The 15,742-nt window shown below is 68.2% G+C and carries 12 protein-coding genes; 7 read left to right on the forward strand and 5 right to left on the reverse strand.

Features of this window, described 5'->3' with window-relative positions:
* Positions 1 to 16 precede the first annotated feature (16 nt).
* Together ASE35_RS12225 and fusA are read right to left on the reverse strand one after the other, a co-directional pair.
* Positions 17 to 1,270 carry a mechanosensitive ion channel domain-containing protein gene (locus tag ASE35_RS12225; RefSeq protein ID WP_057163969.1) on the reverse strand — a complete coding sequence of 418 codons (1,254 nt, stop codon included), beginning with the start codon at positions 1,268 to 1,270 and terminating at the stop codon, positions 17 to 19.
* Between the two features lie 115 nt (positions 1,271 to 1,385).
* Positions 1,386 to 3,446, reverse strand: coding sequence for an elongation factor G (gene fusA, locus ASE35_RS12230; protein ID WP_057163970.1), 2,061 nt, complete (start codon positions 3,444 to 3,446; stop codon positions 1,386 to 1,388).
* A 452-nt stretch (positions 3,447 to 3,898) separates the two neighbouring features.
* Between fusA and ASE35_RS12235 the strand changes: the two genes are divergently transcribed.
* The 3 genes from ASE35_RS12235 (at position 3,899) to ASE35_RS12245 (ending at position 5,868) form a co-directional block, all read left to right on the forward strand.
* A complete protein-coding gene (locus ASE35_RS12235) occupies positions 3,899 to 4,327 on the forward strand; it encodes an OsmC family protein (RefSeq protein WP_056182992.1) in 429 nt (142 codons plus the stop codon).
* Positions 4,328 to 4,365: 38 nt separating this feature from the next.
* Complete coding sequence (locus ASE35_RS12240) at positions 4,366 to 5,058, forward strand: alpha/beta fold hydrolase (RefSeq protein WP_057163971.1); 693 nt, start codon at positions 4,366 to 4,368, stop codon at positions 5,056 to 5,058.
* A 102-nt stretch (positions 5,059 to 5,160) separates the two neighbouring features.
* Complete coding sequence (locus tag ASE35_RS12245) at positions 5,161 to 5,868, forward strand: hypothetical protein (RefSeq protein ID WP_057159942.1); 708 nt, start codon at positions 5,161 to 5,163, stop codon at positions 5,866 to 5,868.
* Between the two features lie 111 nt (positions 5,869 to 5,979).
* Here the strand turns inward: ASE35_RS12245 and ASE35_RS20750 are convergent, their stop codons facing one another.
* From ASE35_RS20750 to ASE35_RS12260, 3 genes are all read right to left on the reverse strand, one after another.
* Positions 5,980 to 7,074: a RelA/SpoT domain-containing protein gene (locus ASE35_RS20750; RefSeq protein WP_162259053.1), complete on the reverse strand. Its 1,095-nt coding sequence runs from the start codon at positions 7,072 to 7,074 to the stop codon at positions 5,980 to 5,982.
* A gap of 180 nt (positions 7,075 to 7,254) precedes the next feature.
* A complete protein-coding gene (locus ASE35_RS12255) occupies positions 7,255 to 8,130 on the reverse strand; it encodes a PhzF family phenazine biosynthesis protein (protein WP_057163973.1) in 876 nt (291 codons plus the stop codon).
* Positions 8,131 to 8,173: 43 nt separating this feature from the next.
* Positions 8,174 to 9,061, reverse strand: a complete 888-nt coding sequence (locus ASE35_RS12260) for a PhzF family phenazine biosynthesis protein (RefSeq protein WP_057163974.1) — start codon at positions 9,059 to 9,061, stop codon at positions 8,174 to 8,176.
* A gap of 272 nt (positions 9,062 to 9,333) precedes the next feature.
* Between ASE35_RS12260 and ASE35_RS12265 the strand changes: the two genes are divergently transcribed.
* From ASE35_RS12265 to ASE35_RS12280, 4 genes are all read left to right on the forward strand, one after another.
* The gene (locus tag ASE35_RS12265) at positions 9,334 to 11,943 is read left to right on the forward strand and encodes a bifunctional aspartate kinase/diaminopimelate decarboxylase (protein WP_235570054.1); all 2,610 of its coding nucleotides are present in this window, start codon (positions 9,334 to 9,336) and stop codon (positions 11,941 to 11,943) included.
* A complete protein-coding gene (gene murL, locus ASE35_RS12270; protein WP_057163976.1) occupies positions 11,943 to 13,304 on the forward strand; it encodes a UDP-N-acetyl-alpha-D-muramoyl-L-alanyl-L-glutamate epimerase in 1,362 nt (453 codons plus the stop codon). The genes ASE35_RS12265 and murL overlap by 1 nt, the downstream gene beginning before the upstream one ends.
* Entirely contained in the window at positions 13,285 to 14,673 is a 1,389-nt protein-coding gene (gene murD / locus ASE35_RS12275; protein ID WP_057163977.1) for a UDP-N-acetylmuramoyl-L-alanine--D-glutamate ligase, read from the forward strand. The genes murL and murD overlap by 20 nt, the downstream gene beginning before the upstream one ends.
* Positions 14,674 to 14,845: 172 nt before the next feature.
* Entirely contained in the window at positions 14,846 to 15,634 is a 789-nt protein-coding gene (locus ASE35_RS12280; protein WP_057163978.1) for a dienelactone hydrolase family protein, read from the forward strand.
* The last annotated feature ends 108 nt before the right edge of the window (positions 15,635 to 15,742 follow it).

Raw genomic sequence — 15,742 nt, forward strand, 5'->3', positions numbered from 1 at the left:
GACCCGCGCGCCCCGCCTAGGGCACCGCCAGTTCGATGCCCTGGGCGCGGAAGTCGGCCAGGGTGGCGTCGTAGATGTCCGACAGCAGGGCGTGCTGGCCGTTCTCGATGTCGGCGATCCACAGCTGCGCTTCCAGCACGATGCCCTTGTCGGTGACGGTGCTGACGTAGACCCCGGGTTCGGGCGTGCGCAGCACGCGCGGCTGGGCGGCGACCGCGCGCAGGAAAATGGTGCGCGCGGCCACGGTGTCGGTATCGCCCTTGACCAGCAGGGTCGAGGTCAGACGCACGTTGCGGTCCGACCACGACTGATTGAGGATGGTGTTGCCGGTCAGGGTGTCGTTGGGAACGATCGCTTCCAGGCCTTCGCGGGTGCGGATCACGGTGTAGCGCACGGTCATGCGCGTGACCTTGCCGGTCACGCCGCCCACGGACACGTTGTCGCCTACCCGCACCGACTGCTCGAACAGGACGATCAAGCCGCTGACGTAGCTGGCCGCCAGCTTCTGCAGGCCCAGGCCCAGGCCGATGCCGAGGGCGCCGCCGAACGCGGCCAGCGCGGCCAGATTGATGCCGCTGACGCTGAAGATCAGCATCAGCGCGACCAGCCACACCAGCACGCCGGCGATGCGCGACAGCGCCAGGATGTGGTTGGGCGCCAGGTGCGGGCTGCGCTGGATGGCCTTGTCCAGGGTCCGCGTGGCCCAGTACGAAACGATCACGATGATCACGCCGACCACCAGGCCGCTGACCACGTCCTCGGTGCTCAGCGTGATGTTGCCCAGCGTGAGCTTGGAGGCGAACAGCTTGGCGACCAGCGGGTAGCGCGCACCGAACACCGCCAGCATGGTCATGGCCCAGGCCAGCACCGTGGCCACCCGCATCAGGACCTTGAGCAAGGGCGTCGGCCGGAACAGCAACTCGACCAGGGCGCCGGGGATGCGCACCAGCACGAATACGCCCAGGGCCAGGAACACCAGCGAGATCGCGGCGCGGCCGAATTCGTTGACGATGCCCAGCGGCCCGGGGATGGCCAGCAGCAGCAGCGCCAGCGTGGGCGTGAACAGATAGTCCAGCAGGATGCGCAGGCGCGGCCGGTCGCTCAGGCGCGGGCGCAGGCGCTGTTTCAGGTAGTGGGACAGCAGCAGCGCCGCGATCACCAGCGCCAGCGCGATCACCGCCTCGACCGGGTGCGCGGTCACGGACAAAGCCGTGTCCAAGGTCTTTTCGAGCTCTGGATCGACCGCCGCGGCGGGGGTGTCGGGCTTCATGCGCAGGCTCGGCTGGGGGAGGGGGCCGCGCGCGAGGCAGCGCGCGGCCTGCGGCGATTGTGAACATCGCCAGCGTCCCGCGCCAGCGCGCGGGAACGCCAGGGGGAACGCGCGCTCAGTCCTCCTCGGCCCGCGGTTTGAAGGCCTCGACCAGCTTTTGCTGCACGTTCGCCGGTACCGGCTCGTAGTGGCTGAAATCCAGCGAGTAGCGCCCGCGCCCGGCGGTCACCGATTTCAGCTCGGCCGCGTAGCCTTCCAGTTCCGACAGCGGCACCTGCGCCTTGACGATGATCTCCTGGCCGCGCGCGGCATCCGTGCCGTTGATGCGCGCGCGCTTGCTGGCCAGGCCGCCGCTGATGTCGCCCATGTGCTGCTCGGGTGCGTTGACCTCCAGGTCGACGATGGGCTCCAGCACTTGCGGGCGGGCCTTGCCGATGGCGTCGAGGAAGGCCTTCTTGCCGGCGGCCACGAACGCGACCTCCTTGCTGTCGACCGGATGGTGCTTGCCGTCGTAGACGATCACGCGCACGTCCTGCATCGGATAGCCGGCCAGCGCGCCCTGGTGCAGTACCTGGCGCACGCCTTTCTCCACCGCCGGCAGGAACTGGCCGGGGATGGTGCCGCCCTTGACCTCGTCGACGAACTCGAAGCCGCCGCCGCGCGGCAGCGGTTCGACGCGCAGGAAGACTTCGCCGAACTGGCCGGCGCCGCCGGTCTGTTTCTTGTGGCGGTGATGGCCCTCGGCCTTGCCGCTCACGGTTTCGCGGTAGGCGATGCGCGGCGGGCGCGACTTCACTTCCACGCCGTACTTGTCCTTCAGGCGGTCGATGTTGATGCGCAGGTGCAGGTCGGACAGGCCGCGGATCACGGTTTCGTTGGTCTCGGTCTCGTGCTCGACGTGGAAGCAGGGGTCCTCTTCCGACAGCTTGTGCAGCGAGGTCGCCAGCTTCTGCTCCTGGCCCTTGCTGGCCGCTTCCACCGCCAGGCCGAACATGGGCTTGGGGAAGTTCAGCGGGGCCAGATGGATATGATCCTCGTCGTGGCTGTCGTGCAGCACCGCGTCGAAGTGCAGTTCCTCGACCTTGGCCACCGCGGCGATGTCGCCGGGGATGGCCTGCTCGATCTCGACGTGGTCCTTGCCCTTGAGCTTGAACAGATGCCCGACCTTGAACGGCTTCTTGCCGTCGTCGACGAACAGCTGGGTGTCGCGCTTGAGCGTGCCCTGATAGACGCGGAACACGCCGAGCTTGCCGACGAAGGGGTCGTTGACGATCTTGAACACGTCGGCGATCACGTGCGCCTTGGGATCGGGCGCGGCCACGATCGGCTGTGCGTCCTCGCCCACGCCCTTCACGAACGGCGGCGGATTGGCCTCGGCCGGATTCGGGAACAGCGCCTCGGCCGCGTCCAGCAGTTCCTTGACCCCGACCCCGCTGCGCGCCGAACAGAACAGCACCGGCACCAGATGGCCTTCGCGCAGGCATTGCTCGAAGGCGTCGTGCAGCTCCGCGCTGCTCAGGCCGCTTTCGCCCAGGTCCAGGTAATGCTCCATCACCGTTTCGTTGATCTCCACCACCTGGTCGATGATCTTCTGGTGCCAGTCGCCGACGGTGCCCAGGTCGCTGCCCTCGGCGCTGCCGGCCGCGGAGGCGGCGTAGCAGTCGAGCACGCGCTGGCCGCGGTCGGCGGACAGGTTCAGGGGCAGGCATTCGGGGCCGAAGCTCTCGCGCAGGTCCTCGAGCACGCGCGCCGCATCGGCGCCTTCGTGGTCGATCTTGTTGACCACCAGCACCCGGCAGAGGTTGCGCGCCTTGGCGTGCTCCATCATCCGGCGGGTGCCGTACTCGACCCCGGTATCGGCGTCGACCACGATCGCGACCGTCTCCACCGCCGCCAACGCCGACAGGGTCGGGCCGCGGAAATCGGGATAGCCGGGGGTGTCGATCAGGTTGACGTGGATGCCCGCGTGATCGGTGCTGGCGATGGCGGCGTCCAGCGAATGGCCGCGCTGTTTCTCGATCGGGTCGAAGTCGGAGACGGTGCTGCCGCGTTCGATGCTGCCTGCCGTCTGGAGTGCGCCGCCGGCCTGCAGCAGGGCTTCGAAGAGCGTTGTTTTGCCGGCGCCGGGGTGGCCTGCCAAGGCCACGTTGCGGATGGATTGAGTGCTGTAGGACATGAGCGGACTTCTCCCTGGGTGAGGGTGGGAAGGCCGTCATGGCTGTCCGCGCTGCGCGCCCGAGCGTGGAGCGCTCGGCGGGCGGTCATGGCGGGTGCCGGCTTTCGGGGGGCCGGGAATCAAGACTCCCGCAGGCGAGGGGGCGGGTCAAGCCCGGCTTGGGTTGCGTTGCAACATGGGTCGCAGAAGCAAATCCCGTCGATCCATCCGGCCAGCGGGCACAGCCCGCTGGCGCTCAGTCGCGCACGAACCCGCGGTTCGTAGGCCGCGCGCCCTCACTCTTTTCCAAAGGGAGAAGACCCGCCGTTGCAAGGCAGATCAGTCTCCCCACTTCGTTGCTGGCTGTTCCCCCCTTTGCAAAGGGGGGCTAGGGGGGATTTGCTCTTAGCCGCAATACAGAACTAACACCCCCGCAGTTACCCTGACCGCCCTTCATCCTCCGGAGTCCACTCATGGGTATTTCGCGACACGCCACCGCGCATTGGGAAGGCGATCTCAAAAGCGGACAGGGCCGTCTCAGCAGCCAGAGCGGCGTGCTGGACAACACCCGCTATGCCTTCAACACCCGCTTCGGCGACGAGAAGGGCACCAACCCGGAAGAGTTGATCGCGGCCGCGCACGCGGGCTGCTTCACCATGGCGCTGTCGGCCAAGCTGACCGAGGCCGGGCATCCGCCGGCGCGCCTGGACACCCGCGCCGAGGTCGATCTGTCGATGGAAGGCGGCCCGAATTTTTCGCAGATCCGGCTCAAGGTCAGCGCCGACGTGCCCGGCATCGACGCCGCCAAGTTCCAGGCCATCGCCGAGGACGCCAAGGCCAACTGCCCGGTGTCGAAGGCGCTGAGCGCGGTGCCGATCAGCCTGGAAGCGACGCTGGCTTGAGTCGGCGCGCGACGCCCGCCGACGCGCGGTCTGCGTTGATGTCCGCGCGCGAACCCATCCGCCACGTCCTGCTGATCCACGGCGCGGGCGGCGGCGCTTGGGAATGGAACCGGTGGTGCGAGGTCTTGCGCGCGCGCGGCTTCGATGCGCATGCGCCGGACTTGCAGGCCACGGACGCCGGTTTGGCCGCGACCGGTTTCGACGACTATGCGGCGCAGGTGCGCGCCGCGTTCGTGCGCCTGCCGCGTCCGCGCGCGCTCATCGGCGCCAGTCTCGGCGGGCTGCTGGCCTTGCCTTGCGCCGACGCGGCCGACGCCCTGGTACTGATCAATCCGTTGCCGCCTGCGCCTTGGGCGGCGCGCCTGCCTGCGCGCGCATGGCCGCCGATCGTGCCTTGGCATCGCGACGCGCGCCTGGCCTCGACCCGGCGCGCGCTGCCCGACGCCGACGAAGCCACCGCGCTTTACGCCTACCGGCGCTGGCGCGACGAGTCCGGGGCGGTGCTGCGCGCCGCGCAGGACGGGATCGCCGCCGTCGCGCCGAGCTGCGCCAGCTTGTTGGTCGCATCGGCGCAAGACGAGGATGTCCCGCCCGAGCTCACCGCCGAATGGGCCGCGGCCTGGGGCGCCGACTGCCTGCGCGCGCCGTCGCCCAGCCACGTCGGCCCTCTGCTGGGGCGCGGCGCGGCCGAATTGGCGGGGCGCGTCGCCGACTGGCTGTCGGCCAGGTAAACGCCGCCAGGGCCGGCACCGAAACCGGGCCCGGATTCAGCCGGCGTTGACCGCGCCGACCCGACGATGCGATCCACGCCATCCCGGCGTGTGGAGCCCGCCATGAAGCGCCTGTCCGTCACCGCCCTTAGCCTGGTCCTCGCCGCCGCCACCGGCGTCGCCTCGGCGCAGTCCTATCCGCAGAACGGCTACGGTTCGGCCTACCCGGACAGCTATCCGGCCTCTACCGGTTCGCAGGTCGACTATGCGCGCGTGCTGCGCGTCGATCCGGTGTTCGATTCCTACAACAGCGGCCAGTACGGCGCGCAGCGTTGCTACGAGCGTCCGACCTACGTCAACGGCGGCGGCACCTACGACGGCTACGACGACCGCGGCTACGACGACAACTACCGCCGCGACGACGGCTACACCGACCAGTACGGCAACTCCCGCCGCTCGGCCGGCACCGAAACCGGCCGCACCGTGGCCACCGTGATCGGCGGCATCCTCGGCGCCGCGGTCGGCAGCCAGGTCGGCGGCGGCAGCGCGCGCTACGCGACCTCGGCGGTCGGCTCGATGGTCGGCGGCATGGCCGGCCGCAGCGTGTACGAACAGAGCAAGCGCAACAGCAACCGCGACCGCGTCGGTTCGGTGCGCGTTTGCGACCCGGTCCAGAACACCGGCTACGGCAACACCGGCTATGGCGGCGACGATCGCGCGGTCAGCGCCTACGACGTGACCTACGAATACGGCGGCCGCAGCTACCGCACCCGCACCAACTACCACCCCGGCGACAAGATCCGCGTGCGCGTGGACGTGCGTCCGGAGTAAGCGTTTTGAGCAAGCAACTCGCGATTATCAATTTTCGCCTAGCTATGAATGCAAAGAGCCCGCGAAAGCGGGCTCTTTTTCTTGCTCGCGACTATGTCCACCAGTCAAGCGCTATGGCGAGCGTCTGTAACGTCGCACGAAGTAGTCGACTTGTGTAACGAAAACTTCGGTGTCGAGATAGTAGTTTGGGTATGAGTCGCGGATTGACCTGAATGACTCTGCGCCGACCAGCACTGCCTGCGCTCCAGTGTAGTTCTCCAGATCAGGGAATAGAGGGAGCTGGTTTCGGCTGCTATACAGTGGGATTAGGCGCTCAAAGCGCTCATACTCCTTTAACGCCAGATCGCTTTGCTGTCTCGTGTACGTGAAGATCTGAAGCTCTGGTTGCTCAGGTAATAGCACTAGTAGGAAATACGCAGCCTTCTTTTTGTCTGCCCGCTCAGTAGCCCTTAGGGCCTGTCGATAGGCGGTGAGCTTCTTTCCGACCTGGAGGCGCTTGTCGAGGGCTGCGAGCTTTCTAGCGATTCCGCCCAACGAGTGTGGGGTGATGGTGGAGAAGATTGGGCGTTCGCTATGTTCTAGTGCAAGCGATGCGAACTGAAAATACTCAAGCCACTCGGCCTCGCCCTCGCTTGATTTTAGTGCTTGGCCGCTCATTGCTCCAACGGTTTCGACTGCGGTTGCCCATGCGTGCTGAGCTGTCGTTCGCAGTTGAATTTCTAGCAGCAGACGATCGTACTCCGGATACCCTTTGCTGCGAAATCGATAGACTAGATGCAAGCTTCGATATCCCGACTGCTTCGGGTGTCTGATGTAGTCATCGATGCTGACAAGTTCGTGCTGCGATTTGCCACGCAAATACATGTTCTTGACGTCGTAGACGGCGTCAATAGAGTTTAAAACTGCGCGACATCCGCCGATATCCTGCATTTGCGTGAGGCGCATGCTGGACTCTTTTGTGAGCTTGGAAATTATGGATCGTGATCGTTTTAGGCGTCGTACTACTTGAGCGAGTGAATCTATCCGGTCAGCCTTCTGTTTGAGATCTACAGTGATCGTGTTCAGTGGAAAGCTGTGGAATGATCGCCAGTTATTAAGCTTGGAGATAGCATCTTCAATTGAGAGGTCTGTTTCATTCTCTCGTGTAAGAGATGCCCCTGCTTGGTCGATGGCTCGGCGACTATATCCCAGCTTGTTGTGCGCCACTTTCCTCTCCGGACCAGTTAGCGTATTGAGGATTTCAGAAGTGCTGTGGTTGCTGTGGATGTTAAGCTCAATTGCCAGGAAACATTCTGCAGCTATTTTTGCTTATTGGCTTGTCGCAGAGATGGCTCAGTAACACTTATCGAGTGTCCCGGCGGATGAATTGAAAGGTTGTCAGCCGGCTCACCAATCGATATGCCCGCTCACGATCGGATGCACCTGACCGCCCGACCAGACGTCGCCGTCGGCATCCACGCGCAGTTGCAGGCGCGCGTCGAAACCGACTTCGCGGCCCTGGCTGACGGTGTAGCGGCCGTCGCGGCCGGGCAGGGCGCGGTTGTGCTGCAGCCAGGCGGCGAGGGTGGCGTTGGCGGCGCCGGAGGCGGCGTCCTCGAACTGCGCGGGCGCGCCGACGAAGGCGCGCACCACCAGGTCGTAGTCGTTGCCGGCGTCGGCGCGCGCGAACGCGCACAGGCCCATGCTTTCGGTGGCTTCGGCGAGCGCGCCGATCGCGGCCCAGTCCGGGCTGGCGTTGCGCAGTGCGGCTTCGTCGCGCAGTTCGGCCAGCCACCAGCGGCGGCCGCCGTCCATCAGCGCCGGCGGCAGCGCGCCCAGGGGCAGACCGTTGAGGGCGGCGCTCAGGCGCGGATCCTCTGCGCCGGCGGTTTCCAGCACGCGTGCGCGCGGCGTGCGCACCGCGATCGTGCGCGCGGCGCCTTCGCCGTCCACCGCCAAGGGCAGCAGTCCGGCCACGCCTTCCTGCAGCAATCGGCCGTCGACGGGCGCGGCCAGTCCGGCGTCCAGCACCACGTGCGCGGTGCCGACGCTGGGATGGCCCGCGAACGGCACCTCGCGGCGCGGACTGAACATGCGGATGCGGTAGCTCGCGCCCGGCGCGGTCGGCGCGAACACGAAGGTGGTCTCGGGCAGGCGGGTCCAGCGCGCGATCGCCTGCATGGCGGCCTCGTCCAGACCTTCGGCATCCAGCACCACCGCGAGCGGGTTGCCGGCGCCGGGACGGTCGGCGAATACGTCCAATTGCAGGTAGCGGCGTTTCATTGTCGGATCGCGTCGCGGCGTGGGGTCCGCTGGGTCGCGCAGCTTACCAATCGGCGCGGCCGCGGATAACCGCCTGGACCCGGCCGCCGATCCAGATCTCGCCCTGCTCGTCCAGGGCGACCTCGACCCGGCCGTCGCGGCCGAGCTCGCGGCCCTGGCTGGCCACATAGCGCGTGGCCCCGCCCGGGAAGCCGCCGTCGGCGGCGAGCTGGGCGCCGATCGCGGCGTTGACGCTGCCGGTGACCGGGTCCTCGGGGATGTTGTCGGCGGGGCAGAAGGCGCGCACCGCGAGTTGGTGGTCGGGCGCCTCGGCAGGCGCGTAGACCGCCAGGCCGACCGCGGCGCAGGCCCGGGTCAGGGTCGCGATCGCGGGCAGGTCCGGCTGCAGCGCGCGCACCGCAGCGGCGTCGGTTAGCTCCAGCACCCACCAACGCGCGCCGTTGTCCCATAGCGTCGGCGCTCGCGCGCCCAGCGGCAGGGGGGCGCTCACCACGGCCAGCGCGGCCTCGATCGCCTCGGGTTCGCCCAGGCTGGCGATCTCGATGCGCTGCGCGCGCGGCGCCCGCACCGACACCAGCGCACGCGCGCCGCTGCCGGCCACGCGCACCGGCAGCAGGCCGGCCGCGCAGTCCTGGATCAGGGCACCGTCGCGGGGGCTGGCCAGGCCGGCGTCGATCGCGGCCCAGGCCGCGCCCACGCTGGGGTGGCCGGCGAACGCCAGTTCCTGGCGCGGAGTGAAGATGCGCACCCGGTAGTCGGCGCCCTCGACCGGCGGCAGCAGGAAGATGGTTTCGGACAGGTTGGTCCAGGCTGCGAAAGCCTGCATCGCCGCCGTGTCCAGGCCGTCGGCGTTCAAGACCACGCCCAGCGGATTGCCCGCTCCCGGCCGGTCGGCGAATACGTCCAGTTGCAGATAGCGGCGCAGGGTCATGGCGATCTCGTACGCGGGGCGGGCGGGTCAGTAGAACCGTTCCGCCACGGTCCTTCCAGTGTTGCGCGCGCCGCCGGCCTGCGCCGGTGCTTTCCCGTTTAGAATCGCAGCTTCATGCCCGCGGCGCGGGCGAGCGCGACGCTTGAGACCCGGCTTCGGCACGTCCGTGGGCCTGGTCGTCGCGCCCGGCGGCCGCGGCATGGTTCCCAAACACACGCCCGGCCGCGGCCGGGCATCGATCAGAGCGCGACAACAGACCGGAGACAGTGGCGGTGGCGGAAGCATCTCGTTGGGTAGTACTCAAGTTCGGCGGCACTTCGGTGTCCCGCCGCAACCGTTGGGACACCATCGGACGCCTCGCTTCCAAACGCATGCACGAGGACGGCGTACGCGTCGTGGTCGTGGTCTCGGCCCTGTCGGGCGTCACCAACGAACTGCAGGCGATCGCCAGCGCGCCCGAAGGCGCGCAGGACGAGATCGCGGCGCGCGTGCAGGCCCTGGTCGAACGCCATCGCGCGTTCTGCGCCGAACTCGACCTGGACGCAGACGCGGTACTCGGCGAGCGCCTGGCCGCGCTGCAGGCGCTGGCGGTCGATCCGCGCATGGCCAGCCGCGCGCTGGATTGGCAGGCCGAGGTGCTGGCCCAGGGCGAACTGCTGTCCTCGACCATCGGCACGGCCTATCTGCGCAGCCAGGGCCACGATTTCGGCTGGTGCGACGCGCGCGATTGGCTGGACGCGGTCTCGCTGCCGAATCAAAGCGCCTGGGCGCGGCGTTTGTCGGTGAACTGCCGGCGCGAACCCGATCCGGAGTTCGCCGCGCGCTTCGCCCGCCAGGCCGCGCCCATGCTGCTGACCCAGGGCTTCATCGCCCGCCACGACGACGGCGGCACTGCGATCCTGGGCCGCGGCGGTTCGGATACCTCGGCCGCCTACTTCGGCGCCCTGCTCAAGGCACAACGGGTCGAGATCTGGACCGACGTGCCCGGCATGTTCAGCGCCAACCCGCGCGAAGTGCCGGACGCGCGTCTGCTGACCCGTCTGGACTATGCCGAGGCGCAGGAAATCGCGACCACCGGCGCCAAGGTCCTGCACCCGCGTTCGATCGCGCCTTGCCGCGACGCTGGCGTGCCGATGGCGATCCTCGATACCGAGCGCTTCGATCTGCCGGGCACCCGCATCGACGCCAGCGCGGCGACCGTGCCGGGCGTCAAGGCGATCAGCCGCCGCAACGGCATCGTGCTGGTGTCGATGGAAAGCATCGGCATGTGGCAGCAGGTCGGCTTCCTCGCCGATGTGTTCGAACGCTTCAAGCGCCACGGCCTGTCGATCGACCTGATCGGTTCGTCGGAAACCAACGTCACGGTGTCGCTGGACCCCAGCGAGAATCTGGTCAACAGCAACGTGCTGGAAGCGCTGTCGGCCGATCTGGCCGAGGTCTGCCGGGTCAAGGTGATCGCACCCTGCGCGGCGGTCACCCTGGTCGGGCGCGGCATGCGTTCGCTGTTGCATCGCTTGTCGGATATCTGGGCCGCGTTCGGTCGCGAGCGCGTGCACCTGATCTCGCAGTCCTCGAACGACCTCAACCTCACCTTCGTCATCGACGAGGCCGACGCCGACGGGCTGCTGCCGCATCTGCACCACGAGTTGATCCGCGGCGGCGCGATGCCGGTGCGCGACGACAGCGTGTTCGGCCCGAGCTGGCGCGAGATAGCGCACGGCAAGCCCACGCGTGCGCCGGCCTGGTGGCGCGGCGCGCGCGAGCGTCTGCTCGACGTCGCGACGGCCGGCACCCCGCGTTACGTCTACGACCTGGAGACCGTGCGCGCACGCGCGCGGTCGCTGCGCGATACGCCGGCTATCGATCGTTGCTACTACGCGATCAAGGCCAATTCGCATCCCGAGATCCTGCGCGCCATCGCCGACGAAGGCTTCGGCCTGGAATGCGTGTCGCTGGGCGAGATCGAACGCGTGTTCGAAACCCTGCCGCAGCTCGATCCGGCGCGCGTGCTGTTCACGCCCAGCTTCGCGCCCAAGCGCGAGTACGTCGCCGCGTTCGCGCGCGGGGTCACCGTCACGCTGGACAACCTCGAAGCCTTGCAGAACTGGCCCGAGGTGTTCCGCGACCGGTCGATCTGGCTGCGCATCGATCTGGGCCACGGCGAAGGCCATCACGAAAAGGTCCGCACCGGCGGCGTCGCCGCCAAGTTCGGCCTGCCGATGTCGCGTTTCGACGCCTTCGTCGAGCAGGCGCGCCGTCTCGGCGTGCGCATCGCGGGCCTGCACGCGCACCTGGGCAGCGGCATCGACGATCCGCGCCACTGGCGCGGCGTGTACGCGCAACTGGCCGGACTGGCCGACGGCATCGGCACCATTGAGACCATCGACATCGGCGGCGGCCTGCCGATCGCCTACACGCCGGAGGCGCCGGCGTTCGATCTCGCCGCCTGGCGCGCCGGCCTGGCCGAGATCAAGGCCGCGTACCCGCGCTACGGCTTGATCGTCGAGCCGGGCCGCTACCTGGTCGCCGAGAGCGGCGTGTTGCTGTTGACCGTCACCCAGGTGGTCGAGAAGGACGGCGTGCGCCGGGTCGGCGGCGATGCCGGCATGAACGCGCTGATGCGTCCGGCCATGTACGAGGCCTACCACGGCATCCACAACCTCAGCCGCCTGGACGACGCCGACAACGTCGCCTTCGACGTGGTCGGCCCGATCTGCGAGAGCAGCGACGTGCTCGGCCGCGGCCGCCCGCTGCCGCGCGCGACCGCCGAGGGCGACGTGCTGCTGGTCGCCGACGCCGGCGCCTATGGCATGGCGATGGCGCATACCTACAACCTGCGGGCGCTGCCCGCCGAGCAAGTACTGCAAGAAGGTGATCTGTAATGACTGATTGGCGTTTCCAGCGCGATGCGATCCGCGCGTTCCGTTTCGTGCGTTGCGGTTTCGACGCGGCGAGCGGCGTGGCGCAGCTGGTCTACGCGTTCGACGACGGCCCGGAGCTGATCGAAACGATCACCGTGCCGGGCGCGCCGTTCCAGTTGGACACGCAGCGCGCGGCCGCGGTCGAACGTGCGCTGCGGCTGCTGCATCTGATCGCGGGCGTGAGCTACTACAAAGCGGCGGTGCCCGAGGACATCCGCATCGATTCCTACGAGATCGATGCCGACACCGCGGCGCTGCTGGAGCTCATCTACGTCAACGGCCTGGGCGAGTTCGCCTATCGCAACGGTCTGAACCTGCACGGCCGCATCCGCTTCCCGCATACCACGGCGGCGACGCCGGTGGCGCTGTCGCTGGGCCTGAGCGCGCACGCGCTGGTCGCGATCGGCGGCGGCAAGGATTCGCTGGTCAGCATCGAAGCACTGCGCAGCCTGGGCGTGGAGCAGACCGTGACCTGGATCGGCGGTTCGCAGCTGATCGCCGCCTGCGCGCAGCGTACCGGCCTGCCTACGCTCAACCTGGGCCGCGCGCTCGCGCCGCAGTTGTTCGACTACAACCGCGAAGGCGCCTGGAACGGCCACATCCCGGTGACGGTGGTGAACTCGGCGATCATGGTGCTGGCGGCGCTGCTGCACGGCGTCGATCAGGTGGTGTTCTCCAACGAACGCTCGGCCAGCTACGGCAGCCTGATCGAAGGCACCGGCGAGGTGAATCACCAGTGGTCCAAGGGCTGGGCCTGCGAGCAGGCTTTCGGCGACCACGTGCAGCGCCAGGTCGCGGCCGACCTGCAGTACTACTCGCTGCTGCGTCCGCTCAGCGAGCTCGCGGTCGCGCGCCAGTTCGCGCGCAGCGACCGCTACGACGCCCACTTCAGCAGCTGCAACCGCAACTTCCATATCCTCGGCGAACGCCCGGCCAACCGCTGGTGCGGCGTGTGCCCGAAATGCCACTTCGTGTTCCTGGCGCTCGCGCCGTTCATGCCCAAGCCGCGCCTGGTCGGTATCTTCGGCCGCAACCTGCTTGACGATGCCGGCCAGATCGGCGGCTACGACGCGCTGCTGGAGTATCAGGACCACAAACCCTTCGAATGCGTGGGCGAAGGCCGCGAATCGCGCGCCGCGATGGCCGCGCTGAGCGAACGCCCGGAATGGCGCGAGGACACCTTGGTCGAACGTTTCGCGCGCGAGATCCGGCCGCAGTTGGATGCGCAGGATCTGCGCATCGAACCGCTGCTGGTGCTGGACGAGGAACAGCGGCTGCCGCCCGCCTTGTGGGAGCGCCTGCGTGCGCATTTCGCAGCTTGACGGACGCCGCGTAGCGCTTTGGGGCTGGGGCCGCGAAGGCCGCGCCGCCTACCGGCTGCTGCGCGAGCGACTGCCCGAGCAGACCCTGACTCTGTTCTGTTCGCAGGACGAGGCCGCCGATGCGCGCGCGCTCGGCGATACGCGCCTGCTGATCGAGACCGCCGCCAGCGCCGAGCGCCTGGGCGCGTTCGAGTTCGTGATCAAGTCGCCGGGGATCAGCCCTTACCGCGCCGAGGCCGTGGCCGCGACCGAACAGGGCGCGCGCTTGCTCGGCGGCACCGCGCTGTGGTTCGGCGAACACCCCGAAGCGCGCACGGTCTGCGTGACCGGGACCAAGGGCAAGAGCACCACCACCTCACTGTTGGCCCATTTGCTGCGCGCGGCCGGTCATCGCACCGCTTTGGCCGGCAACATCGGCCTGCCGCTGCTGGAGCTGATGGCGCCTGAGCAAACGCCGGAATTCTGGGCGATCGAGCTGTCCAGCTATCAGACCGGCGACGTCGCCGCCGGCGGCGTGCGGCCCGAGGTCGCGATCGCGCTCAACGTATTTCCCGAACACCTGGACTGGCACGGCTCGCATGCGCGCTATGTCGAGGACAAGCTGCGCCTGTTGACCGAAGCCAAGCCGCGTATCGCCGTGCTCAACGCCAACGACGCCACCCTGGCCGCATTGGCGCTGCCCGACAGCGACGTGCGCTGGTTCGGGCGCGAGGACGGCTGGCACCTGCGCGGCGATGCGTTGTATCGCGGCGATGTCGAGATCATGGATACCTCGGCGCTGCCGCTGCCGGGGCGCCACAACCGCGGCAATCTGTGCGCGGTGCTGACCGCGATAGAAGCGCTGGGCCTGGACGCGGCGCCGCTGGCCGCGCACGCGGCGAGCTTCCGTCCGCTGCCGCACCGTCTGCAGCCGATCGGCACGCGCGACGGCATCGCCTACGTCAACGATTCGATCAGCACCACGCCGCACGCCAGTCTGGCCGCGCTGGACTGCTACGACGGCCGTCGCATCGCGATCCTGGTCGGCGGTCACGACCGCGGGGTGGAGTGGGGCGTGTTCGCCGATGCGATGCGGCGCAAGGCGCCGGTGGCGATCGTGACCATGGGCGAGAACGGCCCGCGCATCCATGCCTTGCTGTCGCCGCTGGCGGCGCAGGCGGATTTCCGCCTGAGCGCGGCACAGGACCTGGCCGAGGCGATGGCGCAGGCGCGCGCGGCCCTGGCCGGCGAGGGCGTGATCCTGCTGTCGCCGGGCGCGCCCAGCTTCGGTCCCTATCGCGATTACGTCGCGCGCGGCCGCCATTTCGCCGAGCTCGCGGGTTTCGACCCCGACGCGATCAGCTCGATCCCGGGCCTGGGTGTGGCTTAGGGCAGGAGTGAGGAGTGAGGAGTGAGGAGTGAGGAGTGAGAAAACCAGGGCGCGAACGCTTTGGCTCCCGCTCACTACTCACTTCTCTACGCTCACTGCTCGCTTGCCCCCTTTCTCCCGATCGTCACGCCGAAGCACTACGCTGCCCGGACACCCGTCCAGGAGCCCCGCCATGCGCCGTCGTCTCGTAGCCGCTATCGTCCTCGTCCTGTGCGCCTCGCCGGCGCTGGCCGCGATGCAGGCCAAGCCGGTGAAGTGGAAAGTCGGCAAGGAGGCCTTCACCGGGGTGCTGGTCTACGACGACGTCAACGCGATCAAGCGCCCGGGCCTGGTGATGGTGCCGAACTGGAAGGGCGTGACCCCGGCCGCGATCGAGCGCGCCAAGCTCATCGCAGGCGACGACTACGTGGTGTTGGTCGCCGACGTCTACGGCAGCAAGATCCGGCCCAAGAACGACAAGGAGGCCGGCAAGGTCGCCGGCCCGCTGCGCGCCGACCGTCCCAAGTTGCGCGCACGCATCCAGGAAGCGGTGAAGGTGCTCAAGGCTCAGGCCGGCAAGGCGCCGGTGGACGCGGCCAAGATCGGCGCGCTGGGCTACTGCTTCGGCGGCAGCACGGTTTTGGAACTGGTGCGCGGCGGCAGCGAACTGGCCGGTGTGGTCAGTTTCCACGGCGGCCTGTCCACCGATCTGCCGGCCCAGGACGACGGCGCGCGCACGCCGGTGCTGGTGCTCAACGGCGCCGACGACCGCGGCATCACCGATCAGGACATCGCCAGCTTCGAGAAGGAAATGGACGCGGCCGGCGCCGACTGGCAGTTCGTCAATTTCAGCGGCGCGGTGCATTGCTTCGCCGAGCCGGAAGCCAACAATCCGCCCGGTTGCGTCTACAACGAACGCGCCGCCAAGCGCGCCGAGCGCATGATGCGCGACTTCTTCGCCGAGCGTTTCGCGGCGGAGTGAGTGGTGTGCGGGTAAGGGGGGCCTTCGAGCGGAAAGCAAATCTCCCCTAACCCCTCTTTTGCAAAGAGGGGGACTGCATTCGAAAGAGGGGGCGCACTCGAAAGAGGG

Source organism: Lysobacter sp. Root916 (genome assembly GCF_001429785.1).
In the GTDB taxonomy this organism is placed as follows: Bacteria; Pseudomonadota; Gammaproteobacteria; order Xanthomonadales; family Xanthomonadaceae; genus Lysobacter.

Bases quoted from the DNA above. Each gene is read 5' to 3' on its own strand.
- ASE35_RS12225 (WP_057163969.1), bottom strand. From the start codon at position 1,270: ATGAAGCCCGACACCCCCGCCGCGGCGGTCGATCCAGAGCTCGAAAAG.
- fusA (WP_057163970.1), bottom strand. From the start codon at position 3,446: ATGTCCTACAGCACTCAATCCATCCGCAACGTGGCCTTGGCAGGCCAC.
- ASE35_RS12235 (WP_056182992.1), top strand. From the start codon at position 3,899: ATGGGTATTTCGCGACACGCCACCGCGCATTGGGAAGGCGATCTCAAA.
- ASE35_RS12240 (WP_057163971.1), top strand. From the start codon at position 4,366: ATGTCCGCGCGCGAACCCATCCGCCACGTCCTGCTGATCCACGGCGCG.
- ASE35_RS12245 (WP_057159942.1), top strand. From the start codon at position 5,161: ATGAAGCGCCTGTCCGTCACCGCCCTTAGCCTGGTCCTCGCCGCCGCC.
- ASE35_RS12255 (WP_057163973.1), bottom strand. From the start codon at position 8,130: ATGAAACGCCGCTACCTGCAATTGGACGTATTCGCCGACCGTCCCGGC.
- ASE35_RS12260 (WP_057163974.1), bottom strand. From the start codon at position 9,061: ATGACCCTGCGCCGCTATCTGCAACTGGACGTATTCGCCGACCGGCCG.
- murL (WP_057163976.1), top strand. From the start codon at position 11,943: ATGACTGATTGGCGTTTCCAGCGCGATGCGATCCGCGCGTTCCGTTTC.
- ASE35_RS12280 (WP_057163978.1), top strand. From the start codon at position 14,846: ATGCGCCGTCGTCTCGTAGCCGCTATCGTCCTCGTCCTGTGCGCCTCG.